Annotated in this window: 19 protein-coding genes; 8 read left to right on the forward strand and 11 right to left on the reverse strand. The window is 73.2% G+C overall.

Annotated elements, in window-relative coordinates:
• Nucleotides 1–2: 2 nt before the first annotated feature.
• The 8 genes from OV079_RS15895 to OV079_RS15925 all read right to left on the reverse strand — a co-directional run bounded on the left by OV079_RS15895 (nt 3) and on the right by OV079_RS15925 (nt 7,515).
• Complete coding sequence (locus OV079_RS15895; protein WP_267769505.1) at nt 3–680, reverse strand: outer membrane lipoprotein carrier protein LolA; 678 nt, start codon at nt 678–680, stop codon at nt 3–5.
• 69 nt (nt 681–749) lie between these two features.
• The gene (locus OV079_RS15900) at nt 750–1,154 is read right to left on the reverse strand and encodes an acyl-CoA thioesterase (RefSeq protein WP_267769506.1); all 405 of its coding nucleotides are present in this window, start codon (nt 1,152–1,154) and stop codon (nt 750–752) included.
• Nucleotides 1,151–3,712 (reverse strand): aromatic amino acid lyase, encoded by a 2,562-nt coding sequence (locus OV079_RS60605; protein WP_267769508.1) that lies wholly within the window; start codon nt 3,710–3,712, stop codon nt 1,151–1,153. The genes OV079_RS15900 and OV079_RS60605 overlap by 4 nt, the downstream gene beginning before the upstream one ends.
• A 33-nt stretch (nt 3,713–3,745) precedes the next feature.
• The gene (locus OV079_RS15910) at nt 3,746–4,051 is read right to left on the reverse strand and encodes a hypothetical protein (protein WP_267769510.1); all 306 of its coding nucleotides are present in this window, start codon (nt 4,049–4,051) and stop codon (nt 3,746–3,748) included.
• The gene (locus OV079_RS57985; protein ID WP_420829412.1) at nt 3,934–4,554 is read right to left on the reverse strand and encodes a glycosyltransferase; all 621 of its coding nucleotides are present in this window, start codon (nt 4,552–4,554) and stop codon (nt 3,934–3,936) included. The genes OV079_RS15910 and OV079_RS57985 overlap by 118 nt, the downstream gene beginning before the upstream one ends.
• A 102-nt stretch (nt 4,555–4,656) precedes the next feature.
• On the reverse strand, nt 4,657–6,573 hold the full coding sequence (locus OV079_RS15915) for an AMP-binding protein (RefSeq protein ID WP_267769512.1): 1,917 nt from the start codon (nt 6,571–6,573) through the stop codon (nt 4,657–4,659).
• On the reverse strand, nt 6,570–7,169 hold the full coding sequence (locus tag OV079_RS15920) for a COG4648 family protein (RefSeq protein WP_267769517.1): 600 nt from the start codon (nt 7,167–7,169) through the stop codon (nt 6,570–6,572). Before OV079_RS15920 ends, OV079_RS15915 begins: the two co-directional genes overlap by 4 nt.
• A gap of 58 nt (nt 7,170–7,227) precedes the next feature.
• Complete coding sequence (locus OV079_RS15925; protein ID WP_267769518.1) at nt 7,228–7,515, reverse strand: phosphopantetheine-binding protein; 288 nt, start codon at nt 7,513–7,515, stop codon at nt 7,228–7,230.
• 168 nt (nt 7,516–7,683) lie between these two features.
• On the opposite strand from OV079_RS15925, the gene fabG reads away from it, so the two are divergent.
• From fabG to OV079_RS15945, 4 genes are all read left to right on the forward strand, one after another.
• Nucleotides 7,684–8,463, forward strand: coding sequence for a 3-oxoacyl-ACP reductase FabG (gene fabG, locus OV079_RS15930; RefSeq protein ID WP_267769520.1), 780 nt, complete (start codon nt 7,684–7,686; stop codon nt 8,461–8,463).
• A 181-nt stretch (nt 8,464–8,644) separates the two neighbouring features.
• Nucleotides 8,645–10,426, forward strand: coding sequence for a hypothetical protein (locus OV079_RS15935; RefSeq protein ID WP_267769522.1), 1,782 nt, complete (start codon nt 8,645–8,647; stop codon nt 10,424–10,426).
• Nucleotides 10,427–11,049: 623 nt separating this feature from the next.
• A complete protein-coding gene (locus OV079_RS15940; protein ID WP_267769523.1) occupies nt 11,050–11,469 on the forward strand; it encodes a hypothetical protein in 420 nt (139 codons plus the stop codon).
• 2 nt (nt 11,470–11,471) lie between these two features.
• Nucleotides 11,472–11,699: a helix-turn-helix transcriptional regulator gene (locus OV079_RS15945; protein ID WP_267769524.1), complete on the forward strand. Its 228-nt coding sequence runs from the start codon at nt 11,472–11,474 to the stop codon at nt 11,697–11,699.
• Nucleotides 11,700–11,958: 259 nt separating this feature from the next.
• Here OV079_RS15945 and OV079_RS15950 read toward each other — a convergent pair whose 3' ends face one another.
• A complete protein-coding gene (locus OV079_RS15950) occupies nt 11,959–12,564 on the reverse strand; it encodes a hypothetical protein (RefSeq protein WP_267769525.1) in 606 nt (201 codons plus the stop codon).
• 144 nt (nt 12,565–12,708) lie between these two features.
• On the opposite strand from OV079_RS15950, the gene OV079_RS15955 reads away from it, so the two are divergent.
• From OV079_RS15955 to OV079_RS15965, 3 genes are all read left to right on the forward strand, one after another.
• On the forward strand, nt 12,709–12,924 hold the full coding sequence (locus OV079_RS15955) for a hypothetical protein (protein ID WP_267769526.1): 216 nt from the start codon (nt 12,709–12,711) through the stop codon (nt 12,922–12,924).
• 202 nt (nt 12,925–13,126) lie between these two features.
• Nucleotides 13,127–13,558 (forward strand): hypothetical protein, encoded by a 432-nt coding sequence (locus OV079_RS15960; RefSeq protein ID WP_267769527.1) that lies wholly within the window; start codon nt 13,127–13,129, stop codon nt 13,556–13,558.
• An 82-nt stretch (nt 13,559–13,640) separates the two neighbouring features.
• Nucleotides 13,641–14,231: a hypothetical protein gene (locus OV079_RS15965; protein WP_267769528.1), complete on the forward strand. Its 591-nt coding sequence runs from the start codon at nt 13,641–13,643 to the stop codon at nt 14,229–14,231.
• A gap of 273 nt (nt 14,232–14,504) precedes the next feature.
• On the opposite strand, the gene OV079_RS15970 is transcribed toward OV079_RS15965, so the two are convergent.
• On the reverse strand, nt 14,505–16,310 hold the full coding sequence (locus OV079_RS15970) for a M16 family metallopeptidase (RefSeq protein ID WP_267769529.1): 1,806 nt from the start codon (nt 16,308–16,310) through the stop codon (nt 14,505–14,507).
• Nucleotides 16,307–17,119 carry a M16 family metallopeptidase gene (locus tag OV079_RS15975; protein ID WP_267769530.1) on the reverse strand — a complete coding sequence of 271 codons (813 nt, stop codon included), beginning with the start codon at nt 17,117–17,119 and terminating at the stop codon, nt 16,307–16,309. Before OV079_RS15975 ends, OV079_RS15970 begins: the two co-directional genes overlap by 4 nt.
• Nucleotides 17,120–17,514: 395 nt before the next feature.
• Between OV079_RS15975 and OV079_RS15980 the strand changes: the two genes are divergently transcribed.
• Nucleotides 17,515–17,886, forward strand: coding sequence for a hypothetical protein (locus OV079_RS15980; protein WP_267769531.1), 372 nt, complete (start codon nt 17,515–17,517; stop codon nt 17,884–17,886).
• Nucleotides 17,887–17,948: the final 62 nt, after the last annotated feature.

The following is a 17,948-nucleotide window of genomic DNA, read 5'->3' on the forward strand; positions in this document are numbered from 1 at the left end:
GCTCAGCGGGCGGCCGGCGGCGCCGCGGCCGGCTTCGGCGGCAGGCTGAACAGCGAGCCCAGCTCCTCGGCGGAGAACTTGCGCTTGGCGTCGACGGCCGAGAACGTGGTCACGGCCTCGTCGCCGCCGACCTCGACCACGCGCATGGTCGCGATCACCACCCCGTCGCCCGCGATCTCGACCCGCTCGATCAGCTTGTCGAGCGGCGCCAGCTTCGGCTTCAGCTTCAGCGTCCAGCGCTGGCCCTCGGCCTGCAGGTCCATCGCGTACATGGTCGTCAGCGCCTCGCGGTCGCCGGCGAAGATCTTGACGAACGAGTCGACGAACAGCCGCACCGCCGGGCTCTTGTCGAGCGCGATCTCCTCGCGCCCGGCGTCGTCGGCCAGCTTGAGCGCGCTGCCGTCGATCACCACCACCGAGCGGGCCGGCTTGGCCGTGTGACGGGCCAGGCGCGGCTTCTTGCCGTTCGGCACGAAGTAGATGGTGCCCTCGTTGACGAGCGGCGCGGCCAGCAGCGCCATGTGCTTCTCCTCGCGGAAGCTGGCCTGCAGCCCGCTCATCCCGGCGAACTGCCCGAGCAGCTGGTCGAGCGTGATGCTGGCGACCACCGGCGCGGCCACGGTGATCGGCAGCGGCTCGGCGGCGCTCGCCTGGCCGATCGGACCGCTCAGAAAGACCATGGCCGCGAGGACATGCGCGAAAGACCTGTCCAGGCGGACATGCCCTTACGGGCGGGCGAGGATGGCGAGCTACACCAGGCGCTGGAGCAGAGCATCGGGCGTCTCCGACAAGAGGCGACCTTCCTGGTCGGTGGTGACGAGGATCGTCTGCCCGCGAGCCGAGCAGCGGTCGTCCTTGAGGTTGCGGATGCGATAGGCCACGACCAGCCGCGGCGCAACCGCCACGAACCACGCGTCGACGCGGGCGCGGTCCGCGTAGCGCAGCGGGTAGGTGTAGCGGCAGTGGCTGTCGACCAGCAGGAGGGCGTAACCCGCGCGGCGGATGTCCTCGACGTCGAGCCCGCGCGAGCGCATCAGCGCGGTCCGGCCGTACTCCATGTACTTGTAGTAATGCCCGTGCCAGACGATGTTGAGGATGTCGACGTCGTGGAACGGGACCTCGAACTCGACCGAGACCTCGTGCAGGCGGCTCACGACAGCGCTCCGATCGGCAACGCGCCCGCGCGCAGCAGCGTCAGCACCGCCGCGATGTCCCGGTCCTGACGGCGGTCGGCGTCGACCATCGGGATGACGCCGCGCACCGCCGCGTGCAGCGTGCGCGCCCGCGCGTGGACGTTGTGCCCCGCGCGCAGGTCGACCGCCTGGCACATGGTGAGCAGCCCGATCGCGGCGACCGTCTCGGTCAGCTCGACGATCCGCAGGCAGTCGCGCGCCGCGATCGTGCCCATGCTCACCTTGTCCTGGTTGTGGCATTCGGTGCTGCGGCTGAAGACGCTGGCCGGCATCGTCAGCTTCAACGCCTCGGCCGCCAGCGCCGAGGCCGAGATCTGCATCGCCTTGAAGCCGTGGTGCGCCGCACGATCGGGGCCGGTGCGCCCGACCAGGTTGGCCGGCAGGCCCGCGTTCGTGTCCGGGTTGCAGACCAGCGCGATCTGACGGTCGACCAGGTCGGCGAGGTTGGCCACCGCCGTCTTGAGCGAGTCGAGCGCGAAGCAGGCGTGGCCGCCGTAGAAGTTGCCGCCGTGCAGCACCTCGCCGGTCTCCGGGTCGACCAGGGGGTTGTCGTTGGCGCCGACGATCTCGACCTCCAGCCACTGCCGGACCCAGGGTAGCGCGTCGACGAGGACCCCGATCACGTGCGGGGCGCAGCGGATCGAGTAGCGGTCCTGGATGCGGGCGGGGGCGGCCGGCCGCGGGAACTCGATATCCTCGCGGATCCACCCCGCCACGGCCCTCTGGCCGGGGTGCGGCTTGGCGGCGAAGATGCGGTCGTCGAAGTGAGCGGGGTTGCCGCCGAGCACGTCGCTGCCCATCGCCGTCAGCGCCGCGCACAGGCGCGCCAGCCGCTGCGCGCGCGCGACCGCCAGGCAACCGAGCCCGACCATGACGCTGGTCCCGTTCATCAGCGCCAGGCTCTCCTTGGGCTGCAGCACGAGCGGCGGGATCCCGGCCTCGCGCAGCGCCTCGGCCGCGGGCGCGACCTGTCCCTTGAACCAGACCTCGCGCTCGCCGACCAGCGCCGCCACCACGTACGACAGCGGCGTCAGATCGCCGCTGGCGCCGACCGAGCCCTCGGCGGGGATCCGCGGCAGCAGGCGGTGCCGCAGCAGGTCGCACAGCCGCTCGAGCACCTCGACGCGCACGCCCGACCAGCCGCGCGCCAGCGCCACCAGCCGCACCGCCACCACCGCGGCCGCCTCGACCTCGTCGAGGATCCGCCCCGTGCCGCAGCCGTGGAAGCGCATCAGGTTGATCGGCATCGCCGCCACGTGCTCGTCCGGCACGCTCGTCTCGCACGAGTCGCCGAACCCGGTCGTGACCCCGTAGACGACCTCGCCCGCGGCCAGCCGGCGCGCCAGGTGGTCGGCGCCGCGGCCCAGCAGCGCCCGGTACTCCGGGGCGTCGTCGAGCGCCGGGAAAGCTGTCCCTTCGGCCAGCTGAACCACGTCGTCGAGGCCGATGCCCCCGGGCCCCACGATGAGGACGCGCGCGCTACTCACTCCGCCCTCCAGAACTCGTAGAAGTTGAACCAGTTGAGCGGCGCGAGGCGGCAGTAGTGCTCGAGGCGTTCGGCGTAGCGCTGGACATGGGCGGCGGTGGCGGCCTCGCGGCGGCCTCTGGGGAGTTCTAATTGTTCGGCGAAGGGCTCGCAATACAGATCGTAGCGGCCCTGCCCGTGATAAAGCCCGAAAGTCAAATAGATCGGGCACTTTAGCAGCGCCGCCAGGGTGTAGGGCCCGGTCGGGAAGCGCGCCGGAGCGCCCAGGAACTCGGCCGTGCAGGTCTTCTCGTTGACCCCGACCCGGTCGCCCAGCACCGCCACCAGCTCCGCGCTCGATCGCCTCCTTGGCGGCCAGGATGTAGCTGGTGTCGCGCGGGTCGATCGGGATCACGCGCACGTCGAAGTCGGCCTGCACCGTGCGCAAGAAGTCGTTGATCATCTTCGCGTTCTGCCAGTACGCGAGGATGTGGATCGGCAGCCGCTTGTCGGCGCTGCTGGCCCGCATCGCCTCGAACGAGCCGAGGTGGGCCCCGAGCAGCAGCGCCCCCTTGCCCTGCTGCTGCAGCGCCCGCAGGTGCTCGATGCCCGTGTGCGTGATGCGGAACCGCGACGTCTCGCCGCGGACCAGGAACACGCGGTCGAGGGCGCAGCGGGCGAACGTGTAGATGTGGCGCCAGCTGGCCATAAAACCGTGCGGCTGGCCGATCCGCCGCATGTAGTCTTGCGAGGCCCGCCGCGCCGCCCCGGCGAACAGCGCGTAGTAGAAGGTGATCACCGCCAGCAGCACCCCCGCCCCGCGGCGGCCGAACACCCGGCAGAACAGCAGCGTCGCCTTGATCCCGAGCACCGTCCCGCGCTCGGGCCGGGTCATCCACGCCCGGTCGCCCTCGACCGCCGCGGCCCCGCCCGCCTCGCGCTCGCTCCCCTGCCACGCGGTGGTCGCCGGCACACCCGCCCCGCGCTCGCCCGCCGCGGCCCCGGCCCGGTTGTCCTCCGGGACATGTCCCCTCGTACCTGCCTGATGAGCCATGGCCGATCGAACCTGTCCTCTCGCGCAGCCCGGTCAGCGGCCGGCCGGCAGCGCCGGGCGGCGCAGGCGGCGGTAGAGGTTGACCCATGGGCGCACCATCACCCGCTGGAACGACAGCCGGGTGTGCAGCCACGAGATCTTGACGTTGTCGCCGAACACGCGGAAGTGCGACACCCCGCCCTCGTCGCGGCCGATGTAGCGGACCCGGGTCGGCAGGTTTATCACCGGCACCCCGGCCCACACCAGGCGGACCGCGATCTCGATGTCGAAGTCCATGCGGTCGCCGGTGCGCCCGAGCGCCAGCGCGGGCGCCAGCGGGTACACGCGGAAGCCGCACATCGGGTCGGTGATGACCCCGCGCCCCGCCTCGAAGTTGGTCCAGAACAGCGTGATCTTGCGGGCGACGAGCCGCCCCTTCGGCGCCGACGCGTCGTATAGCGGCGCCCCGAGGACGAGCGCCTCCGGCCGCTCGCGCGCGGTGGCGAGGAATGCGGGATGTCCCCCAGGTCATGTTGCCCGTCGGCGTCGACCTGCAGCGCGTGGGTGTAGCCGAGCTCGTGGGCGAACTGGAACCCGGTCTTGACCGCCGCCCCCTTGCCGCCGTTGTGCGGCCGCCGCCGCACGTGCGCCAGCCCCTCCGCCCCGATCGCCTCGACCGCGGCGCGGCCCTCCGGCCCCGAGCCGTCGTCGATGACCACCACGTCGGGCAGGTGCGCCTTGACCCGCAGCACCACGTCCCGCACCGTCCGCGGATTATCGAAGGTCGGGATCAGCGCGCACGGCCGGAACGCCGCGGCTTCACCTGTCCCTCGAGACACGTCCTGGCCCCTCTCAGCGCTCACGCTCGCCTCCCGCCGCCGGCCGCACCCGGCCCGCCGCCCGGCGGACGACCTGTCCTCCCGGACATCTGGCAACGACCTGCCCCTTCGGCCATACGCACCGCCTCAGCCTCCGCGCGCCTCGTACTCGAGCGCCCCCGCCGTGACCACCTCGCCCGCCCGCGCCAGCGAGAAGCGGACCTGAGTCCCGCGGACCTCGAGCCGCAGCACCAGCGCGTCGCCCGGCGCGATCGGCCGGGTGAACTTCAGCCGCGCCGCCCGCCGCAGCGGCCCCAGCTCCGGCCGCAGCGCCGCCACCTGCGGCACCACCAGCGCGGTCAGCTGCGCCACCCCCGGCAGCACCGGCAGCGCGTCGAAGTGCCCGCGGAAGAACGCCAGGTCGACCGGCACCCCCACCTCGACCTCGTGCACCGCCGCCCCGCCCTCGTCGCGCCGCGTATGCCCGCGCAGCGCGAACGCCGACGCGCCCGGGCCCTCTGTCCCCGCGGACATGTCCCTGGGGCCACTCACCGGCGCTCCCGGGCCACCTGCCCCTGCGGACATGTCCCGTGAGCCACCCAGTCCCGCTCCCGCGCTGGGCGCGTCACTCGCCGAACTCACGGACATGTCCCTCGGGCCACCCGGCGCACTCTCCTCCTCGCCCGCCAGCCCGAGCAGCGCGTGCAGCTTGCGCCGCGTCAGCTTGCCGCTCGGCTCGCGCGGCAGCGCCGGCACCACCTTGATCCGCCGCGGCACCACCACCGGGTCGAACCACGGCAGCAGCGCCCGCCGCAGCTCGGCCACCAGCTCGCCGGCGTCGCGCCCGGCCTCGCGCGCCACCACGGCGGCCACCAGCTCGTGCCCGCGGGCGCCCGGCGACTCGACCGCCACCACCGCGGCGTCGGCCACCGCCGCCAGCGCCAGCAGGCGCTGCTCGACCTCGGCCACCGCCACCCGCTTGCCGGCGATCTTCACCACCCCGTCGAGCCGCCCGCGCAGGTGGAATCCGCCGCGCGCGTCGACCTCGACGCGATCCTCGCACGGGTACGGCACCGGCGCGTCCGGGGCCAGAAACGGCGAGCGCAGCAGCAGCCGCCCCTCGGCCGCCACCTCGACCGTCACTCCCGGCAGCGGCGTCCAGGCTGGCTCCGGGGACATGTCTTTTAAAACATCCTCGTGCCGCCGCCAGCCGATCCCGCCGGTCTCCGACGAGCCGTACACCTCGGTCACCTGCAGGCCCAGCAGGGTCAGCAGCTCGTCGGCGGTCGCCCGCGGCAGCGGCGCGCCCGACGAGAACACCCGCGACAGCGGCGGCAAGTCGCCGCGCGTCAGCACCGTCAGCCCGCGCAGGTGCGCCGGCGTGCTGACCAGCACCGTCGCCTCCACCTGCCGCGCCGCCCGGGCCACCGTCTCGGCGTGCAGCGGCGTCTCGCGGGCGAACGCCGCCCCCGCGGCCAGCGGCGCCAGGATCCCGAACAAAAGCCCGTAGAGGTGGTACGGCGGCACCGTCGCCAGCGCCACCTCCCCGGCCCGCAGGGCGAACGTGGCCGCCAGCGCCTGCGCCTCGCCGAGCAGCTGCGCGGCCGTCTTGGCGCACGGCTGGTGGTCGCCGGTGCTGCCCGAGGTGTACACGACCGCCAGCCGGCGATCGGCCGCCAGCGCTTCGGGCCATGTCGGATCGGCCATGTCCCTTAAAACATGTCCTTCCAGCCACTCCCGGACGTCCTGCGCGTCGGCCAGGTCGGAGTCGTGCAGCAGCGCGACCACCGACGGCCGCCCGGCCAGCTCGCGCACGGCCGCCGGCTGGGCGTTGGGCGGCAGCGCGACCGCGTGGCCGCGCAGCCACGCCGCCAGGGTCGTCACCGCCAGGTGGTAGCGGTCGCCGCACACCACCAGCACCTCGCTGCCCGGCGCGGGCCCCGGCAGCCGCGCCGCGACGGCCCTCGCGTCGCGCATGAGCTCGCCGGCCGTGCGCGCGCCGGCCTCGCCCACGGCGACGAGCGCCGCGGGATCGGTGTGGACGAGCGGGACGAACGACTTCATGCGCGGAGCAGTCGGCGGAGCAGGCGGTCGGGCAGCCCGTCGCCGAAGCGACGGAAGGTCGCCTTGCGGACGACGAACTCGACGGTGAACATTACCCCGATCAGCAGGTAGGCCAAAAGTCCGGTGTAGAGCGTCCACCAGGCCACCGGGGCCCACAGCGCCAGGCCGGCGCTGACGGCCGCGTTGGCGACGAAGAAGCCGCACCAGATCTTGGTCCACGTGCGGCAGTACGCCGGCCCGCCGGGCGGCAGGTCGGGCTCCTGCAGGCGCGCGAACCGTTCGACCAGCGACACCGGCCCGCGCAGGCTGGCGGCGAAGTTGGCCAAGAGGCCCAGGTTGACCAGCACCGGCAGGGCCATGAACAGCCGTTGCTCGCCCGACAGCGCCGCCGCCGCGAACAGCCCGAACAGCGACAGCGGCACCCGCAGCACCGGCCACAGGTCCTCGCGCCGGGCCTCGCGCAGGCGCAGCAGAAGCCCCGGCAGCAGCGCCACCGCCAGCACCAGCGCCAGCGTGCGCGGGCTCCAGCGCGTCATGCCGAGGTACACGACCAGCGGATAGCCGCCGATCACCACCGACCGCAGCACCGCGGGCACCCACCTCGGGACCCCGCGGCTCGCCGCGGCTCGCCGTTCGGGTCCGCCATGTCGGGCCTCAGCTCGCCGCCGGCGCGCGCTGTTCGGCGACGAAGCGGGCCAGGTTGGTCACGCTGGCGAAGATGTGGCGGTTCTGGGCGTCGTCGGCGCGGGTCTTGACGCCGTACTTCTTGCCGATCGCCATCGCCAGCTCGAGCACGTCGATCGAGTCGAGGCCCAGCCCCTCGACCAGGAGCGGCGCCTCCGGGTCGATGTCCTCGGGGGTCATGTCCTGCAGCATCAGGGCCTCGATGATGAGCTCCTTGATCTCGCGGACCAGGGCTTCGGGCGGCGCGGTCTCTGTCATGGGGTCGGCGCATCCTACGGGGATCGCCCTGGAGACGACAAGCGGCGCCCATCATCCTCCGTGGACGCCCGAGCCGCGCGCTGCGGTCACCGACACGGCGCAAGCTCACATCTCACCCTGGCTCTTGGTGCAGGCGACCTCGGCGGCCCTCGGTACGCTCGCCGCCGCATGACAAGCACCCAGCAACCGCGGATCGCCATCGTCACCGGCGGCGGCAACGGCATCGGCCGCGCCACCGCTCTCAAGTTCGCCGAGGCCGGCTACGGCGTGGCCGTGTGGGACCTGGCCGAACAGGCAGCCGAGGAGGTCGTGTCCGCGATCACCGCCGCCGGCGGCGTCGCCATCGCCCGCAAGGTCGACGTCAGCAAGCCCGAGGACTGCGTCGCCGGGGTCGCCGCCGTGCTCGAGCGCTTCGGCCGGATCGACGTCCTCATCAACAACGCCGGCGTCGTCCGCGACGGCCAGCTGGTCAAGGTCAAGGACGGACAGGTGGTCGGTCAGATGAGCGCCGACCAGTTCCAGTTCGTCCTCGATGTCTGCCTCAAGGGCGTGTTCAACTGCACCCAGGCGGTCGTGCCGACGATGATCGCCCAGAAGTACGGGCGGATCGTCAGCACCAGCTCGGTGGTCGCATTGTACGGCAACTTCGGCCAGACCAACTACGTCGCCGCCAAGGCTGGCGTCGTCGGCATGACGCGCGTATGGGCGCGCGAGCTCGGCCGCTACGGCATCACGGCGAACGCCGTCGCCCCGGGCTTCATCGCCACGGACATGGTCAAGAGCATCCCCGAGAAGGTCTACAACGCGCTGATCGAGCACACCCCGGTCGGCCGCGCCGGACTGCCCGACGACATCGCTCGCGCCTATCTCTTCCTGGCCGACGACAAGTCGAGCTTCATCAACGGCGCCATCTTGAGCGTCGACGGCGGCTCCGTCATCGGCACCTGAACCGCCGCACGCGGTTCTGATCGGGCCTCACGGGCGGCGAACGGCGTCCGTGACGGCGCGCGCGGCGCTGAACAGCCTCCGCCACGGCAGGCCCTCACCCTGCCCGCGCGGACCTCCGTCCGCGCGCGGCATTTTGCCCCTTCGTTGCAGCAGCAGCGCGAAAAGACTAGCGTAACGGGCGATGCACGACGACGGCGCGCGCTGGCTACCCAAGTTTCTCGCGGACAGCGGCTACCGCCACGCGATGTATACCCATCAGTGGACCGAGGTGCTGATCTGGCGCGACACGGAGCGGTGGCTCGGCCGCGGACCCGATCGTGACAGCGCCCTCGAAGATGCGCTGACGCAGATGTTTCCGTCGGCGGCCGCGCGTCAACTCTTCGATCGCTTCCGCGACGGCCTCCAGGAGCCAGCCCGTCCGCAGGCGGCGCCACCCAGCGCCGCAGTATCCGCCGAAGTTATCCCCACCGCCCCGCCCGCCGCGCCCGAGCAGCCCGAGCTACCGCGCAGCCCGATCGTCGGCCGGATCCAGCTACCGACTTATCCCGCGGCTGCGGTCGCCGAGGCGCGCGAGACCCTGGAAGAGATCCTCAAGGACATCCAGGACATGCGGCCCGACTTCGCGCTGATGTCGCCGCGCTATCAGAAGGTCTACATGCTGGCCTGGATCTCCCGCGCGCGCAGCTTCGACGAGCAGTTCCAGGGCGAGCACAAGATCACCGTGCTGGTGCGGCGGATCGCCCACGAGCTGACGAACCTCAGCAAGACCTTGTGGCCCGGCTCGGTGCAGGCGCTGCAGATGAACGCGGTGCCCGCGTGCGTGGTCACCGAGCTCGGGCTGAAGACGCTGCACGCGCCGAAGACCTGGGCCGAGGCGCACGAGTTCGTGCAGAACCATCGCGAGCGCGCGATGACCAGCGAGGTCCCGGTCGACGACTACGGCTGGGCCGACCGCCCGCGCAAGGCCCCGCCGGGCCAGCCCCGCGCCCTCCTGCGCGAGGCCCAGCGCGCCGTCGAGGCCATCGCCGGCAACGTCACCGACCCGCCGCCGCGCCACCTCACCACGCCGCCCGAGGAGCTGCCGAACGAGCAGCTCGACGCGCTCGTCAAGCACGCCCAGGCGCTGCGCGACATCCGTCGCTTCATCGCCGCCGAGGACCCCGAGACCTGGGGCGCCGTCATGGGCCGCCTGCGCTGGCTCGCGGGGCGCCTCGGCGAGCGCCTGCCGCAGCTGCGCCGCTGGCTCGACCCCGAGTTCATCCCGCCGCCCGAGCGCGCCAAGACCGGGCCCTCGGCCGATCAGGTGCGCCAGCAGCAAGCGGCGGTGCGAGCCGAACGCGACGCCCTGGTCGCCGCCGACAGCTTCGACGACGAGGCCCTGCTCGCCTTCCTCGGCCGGGCCTTCGACGCCCACAACACGCCCGAGGTCGCGTCGCTGGTCCAGCCGATCCGCCCGCGCATCGACGCCCTGCGCCCCGACCTGTTCGAGGACCGCCGCATGCGTCGCCGCCTCACCGGCCTGCAGGACGTGATCAAGCGCGGCGAGCTCGGCGTGCTGCCGTCCGACAGCGACAGCGACCTCGAGGAGGAGACCGACGACGTCGACGATCCGGGCGCGCACCTGGTCGCCCAGGTCCGGCCCAAGGTCGAGGGCAAGCGGGTCCTGTTCGTCAGCAACCGCGAGGACCCCGACCTCAAGTCGAAGCTCGAGGAGTCGCTCGGCCTCGACATCACCTGGTGCGACGGCAACGCCCGCAAGGTCCAGGCCCAGTGCGAGAGCATCTCGCGCCACAGCTACGACTACGTGCTCATCGCCACCGGCTTCCAGGCCCACAACATCGACGGGATCCTCGCCCGCGCCGCCCGGGCCAGCGCCATCCCGTACGTCCGCGTGTTCAAGGGCCGCCCCCTCGCGGTCGCCCGCGCCCTCGCCCGCACCCTCGGCGTCGCCTCCGCCGCCTGAGCCGCTGGCTCCGAGGGCGTGTCCTCTCGGACAGGTCTTCGCGCGCATGTCCTGGCGCATGTCCTGGCGCGCATGCCCTGGCGCGCATGTCCTGGCGCGCATGTCCTCGCGCGCATGTCCTCGCGCCCATGTCCTGGCGCCCATGTCCTCGCGCGTATGCCCTGGCGCCCATGTCCTCGCACGCATGTCCTCGCGCATGCCCTCGCACGCACGTCCCCGCGCATGTCCTCGCGCGCATGCCCTCGCACGCACGTCCCCGCGCATGTCCTCGCGCGCATGTCCTCGCGCGCATGTCCTCGCAGACACGCGAGGCCGACGCCCGCGTCACCGGGCGCGCGAGCGACTTCGTGGCGCAACTCGTCCCGACGCGAACGGCTCGATCGCCCGCGCGGATCGATCTTGCGCGACTTCGCCCACCCAAAACCTGGAGCAGATCCGTGTGGCCCCTGCCACAACGCTCCGGCGCCCGCGCGTCCCCGCGCATCGCTGTCGCTCGACGCCAGCGCCTGCAGGCCAGGCGTTCCGCCACGTTCTCGCCACTCATGTCAAGCTAGCTTGACACCGCTTTCGTGTCGCGTATCTTTGACATCGTGTCAAGCAAAGCTGCCACCCCTGAGGCGCGCATGAGCGCCTCGTTCGCGGAGAAGAGCGTGTGGATCCAGCTGCTCGGCATGGCGGTCGCGCTGGGCCTCTACTTCGTGGTCGCCGGCTGGATGCTGGCGAGCGGCATCACGATCCTGCCGGACTTCGCCGGCGTGTTCGTGGTCGCCGTCGTGCTGCTGGTGGCGATCCTCATCGGCGGTCACCTCGTCGCCGCGCTCATGGGCCGCCCCGAGCCCGCCGACGTCCGCGACCGCGAGCTCGAGGGACGCGCAGAGGGCCGCACCGGCTGGATCCTCGCCACCGGCGTGATCGGGGCCATCGGCGCCCTCGTCGTCGCGGTCGAGCCGGTGTGGGTCGCGCACCTGTTGCTGCTGTCGCTGTACCTGTCGGAGCTCGCCCGCCTCGCGCTGCAGCTCGTCTACTACCGGCGCGGGATGTAGCCGTGGAGCCCGCGCGCGGCAGCGTGAAGAACCGGATCCGCCAGCTCCGCTTCGAGCACGGCGAGATGACGCAGCAGGCGCTGGCCGAGCGGATCGGCGTCAGCCGCCAGACCGTCAACGCGATCGAGGGCGGCAAGTACGCCCCCTCGCTCGAGGTCGCCTTCCGGATCGCCCTCGTCTTCGCAGTCCCGATCGAGGCCGTGTTTCAGTTCGACCCCGACGCGAAGTGACGGCCGCACGCACATGTCCCTCGGGACAGTATTCTCGCGTGCCGAGGTCGTCGCCACGAACCGCCCGCCCCACCACGACCACATGTCCCTTCGGACAGTATCATCGCGTGCCGAGATCGTCGCCGCGAACCGCCCGGCCCGCCACGCGCACCTGTCCCTTCGGACATTTTTCTCACGATACCGAGCTCGTCATGTCGCACCGCTCGGCCCGTCGCACGCACCTGTCCCTTCGGACATTCTCGTCACTGCACCGCGATCGTCACCTCGAACGGCCCGCTCTTGCGCGTGCCCGTGACCGTCCAGCGGTCGAGCGTGCGCAGCTGCGAGTACGCGCGCAGCAACGCCTCCATGTCCCCCACCGCTTGCCCGGCCACGGTGCGCACCAGGTCCCCATTTTAAAACCCAGCAGCGCCAGCGGCGACTCGGAGCGGATTGCGAACAGCTTGAAGCCGACCGCCTTGCCGTCCTCCATCGCCGGGAGCACGCGCGCCAGCCGGGCCATCGCCTCGGGCGCCGCCATGAACGCCTCGAGCTCGCTGCGCTTCACCACGCAGGTCCCCTCGGCGCACGTCGGCGACAGCGTCGGCGTCGCCTCTCCTGCCGGCGGAGCGTCCGTCGCCGGCGCTGGCGGAGCGTCACCGGCCCCACCGGGCGGAGACCGGTCGATCTCGCACAGGACCCGATCGGCCCGCGCCTTCGCCAGCTCGCTCGTCAGCGACTCGATCCGCTGGCCCTGCTCCTTGACCAGCGCCGACGTCGCCGCCAGCTCCGCCCGCACCGCCGCCAGCTCCCTCTCCTTCGCCGGGTCGCAACCGCCCAGCAGCAGCCCCAGCAACATCCACGCGCCGATCCATCGTCCCGACATCGACGCCACTTCAACACGTCTGCCCCGGCCGCGACAAGCGCCCCGGCCTCGGCTTCGGCCCGCGCGTCCCCGCTGCGACGAACCCCACGGCCTCTGCTTCGCCGCGCTCCGCCTTGGCCGCGACAAGCGCTACAGTCCTCGCGCGTGACCTTGCCCGCCGAGCCCCGCGAGCCGTTGCTCCTGGCCCTCCGCCGCGCCGACCCGCTCGCCTTTCGCCGCGAGGTCCGGGCGGTCCTGGCGGCCCAGTGCAGCGTGAGCGCCGGCGCCCGCGCCCTCGGCGTGCGCGAGGCGACCTTGCGCGATCTGCTGGCCGGCGACGCCGAGCTGGCCCGCGGCCTCGACCTCGACGACTGGCCCTGAGGACAGCTTTCTTAAGTACGTGGAGTGTGGGCTCCGCCACCATCGATCAGCCGCGGGACGCAGCTCGCCAGCTCGACGCCTACCGTCCCCGAGGCGCGCGCTGCCGGTTCGGACATGACTCTAGAATCATGTCCCTCAAAACATGTCCATCACGCCATGTCGCCCCCATGACAGCGCCCCCGCCGCGTGCCAGACTCGCCGCGTGCCGAAGCCCGTCGTCATCAGCGAAGCCGAGCTCGACCACCGCCACGGCACCTTCGCCCGCCTCGCCTCGGGCGGCCGTTACGGCTGCGCCTGCGCCGTCTACGACGGCGATGTCACGATCGAGGGCGACGCCTGGCTGAGCGACGAGCACTGGTCGCAGCTGCAGCTCGCCGCCGCCCCTGACGACATCGGCACCATCGTCGTCACCGGCAGCCTCACCGTGCGCGGCGACCTCTGCGTGTCCGACCGGCTGATGTGCGCCGTCGTCCTCGGCGACCTCGTCGCCCGCGAGCTCGCCATCTTCGAGACCGAGTTCTACGTCGGCGGCGACCTCCGGGTCGACCGCCTGCGCGACCGCGACGAGTACCTCACGGTCGCCGGCGCGCGCCGGGTCGCCGAGCCCGACGTCGATCCGGACGACGAGGATTGATCCTCGCTCGACGCTCTCGCAACCCGGCACATGCGGGCGCATCCGCGCCGTTCCGCCCCTCCTTCCATGCTAGAGAGGGACCGTGACGCGACGTGTCCTGGCGCTCCTCTTCGGCCTGGCGTCGGCCTGCTTCTACCAGCCTTCTGGTAGCTCCGGCTCCACGGGCGGTCCCTCGACCACGGAGGCCGGATACGCCAGCACCGACCCGCCCTTGACGACGACGACGAGCGCACCGACCTCGACGAGCACCTCGTCCACGCCGACCTCCACCTCGACCGAGACCGCCAGCGACTCGACAAGCACGACCACCACCACGTCCACCAGCACGACCACCACGTCCACCAGCACGACCACCACGGGCGACCCGGACACGACGACGACCACCACCGCGACGACGAGCTCGACCAGCAGCGGAGAGCCGGACCCCGGCACGACCGCGATGCCCGAGCCCATGTGCGGCAACGGGGTCGCCGAGACAGGCGAGACCTGCGACGGCACCGACCTCGTGGGCAAGGCCTGCAGTGACTTCCCCAACTACGGCGGCGGCCTCCTCAAGTGCAACGCGAACTGCCTGGCTCTCGATTTCTCGGGCTGTTGCAAGATCGCTGGCCAGAGCTGCAACACCGGCGGCCAGTGCTGCAGCGCGACCTGCGTCCTCTTCAGCTGCAGCTGACCCGACACGCAGCCTGAGCCCGCCGCGTCGCGCCGGCCGCCTGCCCCTTCGCTCATGTCCGAAGCGCCAGCTCACCGTCGCGTCGGCGCGAGACCCACGCCCGGCGCCGAACATCCGGGCTCCGGCGCTCCGCCTCACGCTCGCACCGGGCGAAAGCCTGTCCCGAAGGGCAGGCGCCGGCTCAGCCCTTGCGCCGGCGCGCCCGGACCACGCAGCGGGCCGCGCGCTGCGGGCGGAACAGCGTCCTCGCCAGCGCCCACACCCCCTCGGCGGTCACCGCCGCCACGCGCTGCGGGTACGCGAACGCGCGCGCGGCAGCCCGTAGACCTCGGACAGCGCCAGCAGCGACGCCATCCGGCTGCGGCGCTGCTGGCCGAGCTCGAACTGCCCGACCAGCCACGCCTTGGCGCGCTCGACCTCCGCCGTCGACGGCGGCTCTCGCACCGCGCGCTCGACCTCCGCCGCGATCGCGGCCATCGCCTTCGGCAGCTTGTCCTGGCTGGTCGACGCGTGGATCGCCACGTGGCCGGCGTCGAGGCCCTCGACGCTGCTCATCGACACCTCGTACACCAGCCCCTGGACCTCGCGCAGCGCCGTGAACAGCCGCCCGGTCTGGCCGCCGAGCACCGCGCTGAGCACGTCGAGGGTCGGCTCGCGCTCGTCGCCGACGGCGATGCCCGGCCAGCCGAGGGCGATGTGGGCCTGCTCGCGGTCCTGGAAGATCTCCCGCTCGCGCGGCCCGGTCGGCGCCGCGAACTTCTTCGGCGCTCCTGGCCCTTCAGACAGCCTGTCCCCGAGGCCAGCCTCGCGCAGCGCCGCCTCGACCTGGGCCGCCGCCGCCGCCACGTCGATGTCGCCGGCCAGGGCCAGCACCGCCTGCCCGATCGGGTAGTCGCGGCGCCACAGCCCGCGCAGCTTGGCCGGCGTCAGCGCCCGCAGGCCGGCCGGCGTGCCGCGGCCCGGTCGGCTGAACGGGTGCTCGCCGTACAGCAGCGCGTTGAGCCCGCGGCTGGCCACCGCGCCGGGGTCGTCGACCTCGGCCGCCAGATCTTGCAGCGCCACCCGCCGCTCCTCCTCGAGCTCGTCGGCCGCGAACTTCGGCGTCGTCGCGCAGTCGAGCGCGTGCCCGAGCACCGCCGGGAAGTGGCGGCTCAGGCACTCGAAGTGCAGGCCCAGGCTGTTGCGGCCGGCGAAGCCGTCGAGCCCCGCGGCCATCCCGTCGATCGCCCGGCTCAGCGCCTCGCCGCCGGTGCGGGCGTTGCCGCGGGTCAGCAGCGCCGCGATCACCGAGTTCGCGCCGGCCAGCGCCGCCGGCTCGCGCCGCAGCCCGCCCGGCCAGATCAGCCAGCCCGCCGCCACCGGCACCGCCGGCTCGACCCGCGCCAGCAGGCGCAGCCCGCACGCCAGGGTCACCGTCTCGATGCCGTCGCTGGCGCAGCGCGGCCTCACCCCGGCGCGCCCCGGCGTCGCCGCCGGCTTCAGCGCCTCGGCCACCGCGGCCTTGATCGACCTGGCCTTCGGGACATCCACCTCCGCGCGCGGCAGCTCGAGGCTGACGCTCGCGCGCGCCGGGTCGAGCCAGCGCGCGCAGGCCGAGCGGACCGCCTCGGGCGTCAGCGCCGCCAGGGCCGCGTAGTACTCGCGCTCGCGGGCCAGGTCGCCGAACAGCGTCGCGCAGGCCCCGAGCGCGTGCGCCTGGCCCTGCACCGTCTCGCGCCGGTACACCAGGTCGCTCTCGAGGATCGCCTTGGCCCGCGCCAGCTCCTCGGCCGACACCGGCGCGTCCGCCAGGCGCCGCACCTGGGCCAGCACCGCCGCCACCGCCGCCGCCGTCTGGCCCGCGGTCGTGCGCGCCGACACCATCACCGTCCCGCCGTGGCGCAGCGTGTCGCAGTGGGCCTGGATGTCCGAAACGACCTGTTCTTTGCGACGTGTCTCGGCGACCAGGCGCGACGACTCGCCGTTGCCGAGCACCACCGCCGCCGCGTCGATCGCCGCCGCCTCGGCCGCGCCCGCCGCCGGGGCCGGCCAGGCCAGCAGCGCGTAGGTCTCCTGGACCTCGGCGCGGCGCAGCGTCACCCCGGCTTCGCCGCCGGCTCGCCCGCCGTCGCGCGCCTCTTGGCCGCCGGCAACGCGCCGACGATCGCCCGCGCCACCTTGCGCAGCGCCGCCACGTCGACCGCGCCGACCGCCACCAGAGTCAGCCGCTCGCCGGCATAGGCGCGCCGGTGATACCCGCGCAGCCGCGCCGCCGAGTGCCCCGCGACCTCCTCCACCAGGCCGAGCACCGGCCGCGCGTACGCGTGCGCTCCGTACACCCGCGACAGCGCCGCCTGCGTCACCCGCTGGCCCGGGTCGTCGTCGTACTGCTTGATCTCCTCGATCACCACCTCGCGCTCCTGCCCCAGCGTGGCCGGGTCGAGCGTCGGGAACAGCGTCGCGGTGGCCACCAGCGCCGCCGCCTCGGCCGCGCGGGCCGCCGGCGTCGTCACGTGGACCACCGTCTCGTCGTGGCTGGTGAACGCGTTGATGTCGCCGCCGAGCGCCTCGATCGCGCCCGCCAGGTCGAACGCCTCCTCGGCCCGCCGCACCCCGGCCGCCGCCAGGCGCGCGCGGTTGCTCTTCGGGCCATGTCCCAAAACACATGGCTTGAAGAGCATGTGCTCGAGCAGGTGGGCGCAGCCGTGCTCGTCCTCTCGCTCGGCCGCCGTGCCCGAACCGACCCACAGCTGCACCGCCGCCGGCCCGGCCCCGGCCGGTCGCCCGGGCAGGATCAGCAGGCGGGCGCCGTTGGCCAGCCGCTCGTCGACGAGCGGCGCGAATTGAGTGGCGGCGCCGGGGAGATCGAGGCCGCGGGGCGAAGGAGGCGAGACGGGCAGATCGGGCACGGTAAAGCTCGCCGCCCGCCGGTCGCGCGCGGCGCCTCCTCATACCGCGAGTCGCCGCCGCGCGCATCCTCGCCCGCGCCCGGCGCCGAATCGCAACCGAATCGCCGCTTCGGCCGCCAGCACTCGCGCAGCGCCGCTACCGGCTCCTCGCTCACGAACTGCGTCCCGCCCGCTCCTCCGCTCGCGGACCGCCCTCACCGCCCCGACCTGTCGATCTCGTCACGCGCCCCGCCGCGATCTCGACCGCGCCCGGCCCCGCCGTCACCGACGAGCCCGCTCGGCGATCTCGCCGCCGACACCGCCGCCGTCGCTCCCGGGCCGCCCGCTCCGCCTGCGCGCCCACGCCCGCGCCCGCAGGCCGGTCCGCCGCCCGTGTTCTGCGGTATGGTCCCGCCGTGCTCTCTCCGACGCTCGCGTTGCGCTGCCCGCATTGCCAGCACGCGCTCTCGCTCGCCGACCTCCGCGACGCCGCCGACTGCCCCGCCTGCCGGCAGCCCCACGGCTTGCCGCCGGCCGTCGCCGACGCGCTGGCCCTCTACGAGCGGGCGATCCAGCAGGCCGTCAGCGACCTGGTCCACAGCGCACCTGTCCCGAAGGTCAGCCCCGAACCCGACGCCGAGATCCCGCCGCCGAGCCCTCGGCTCCACGCGCGTCACCAGCCCGGCCCTCGGCCAGGCTGCTCGCCGCGCCCGTCCCGCCGACCACCCTGCTCTCGATCGGCCCGGCCCCGCCGCCCGCCGTCCCGACCCCCATGCGACCTGTCCTGAGGGACAGCAACGCTCCGCTCGCCGCCCCCGAGCCCGGCGACACCCTGGAGGGCCCCGCCCCG

The sequence above is a fragment of the Nannocystis pusilla genome (assembly GCF_026626665.1).
GTDB classification, from domain to species: Bacteria; Myxococcota_A; Polyangia; order Nannocystales; family Nannocystaceae; genus Nannocystis; species Nannocystis pusilla.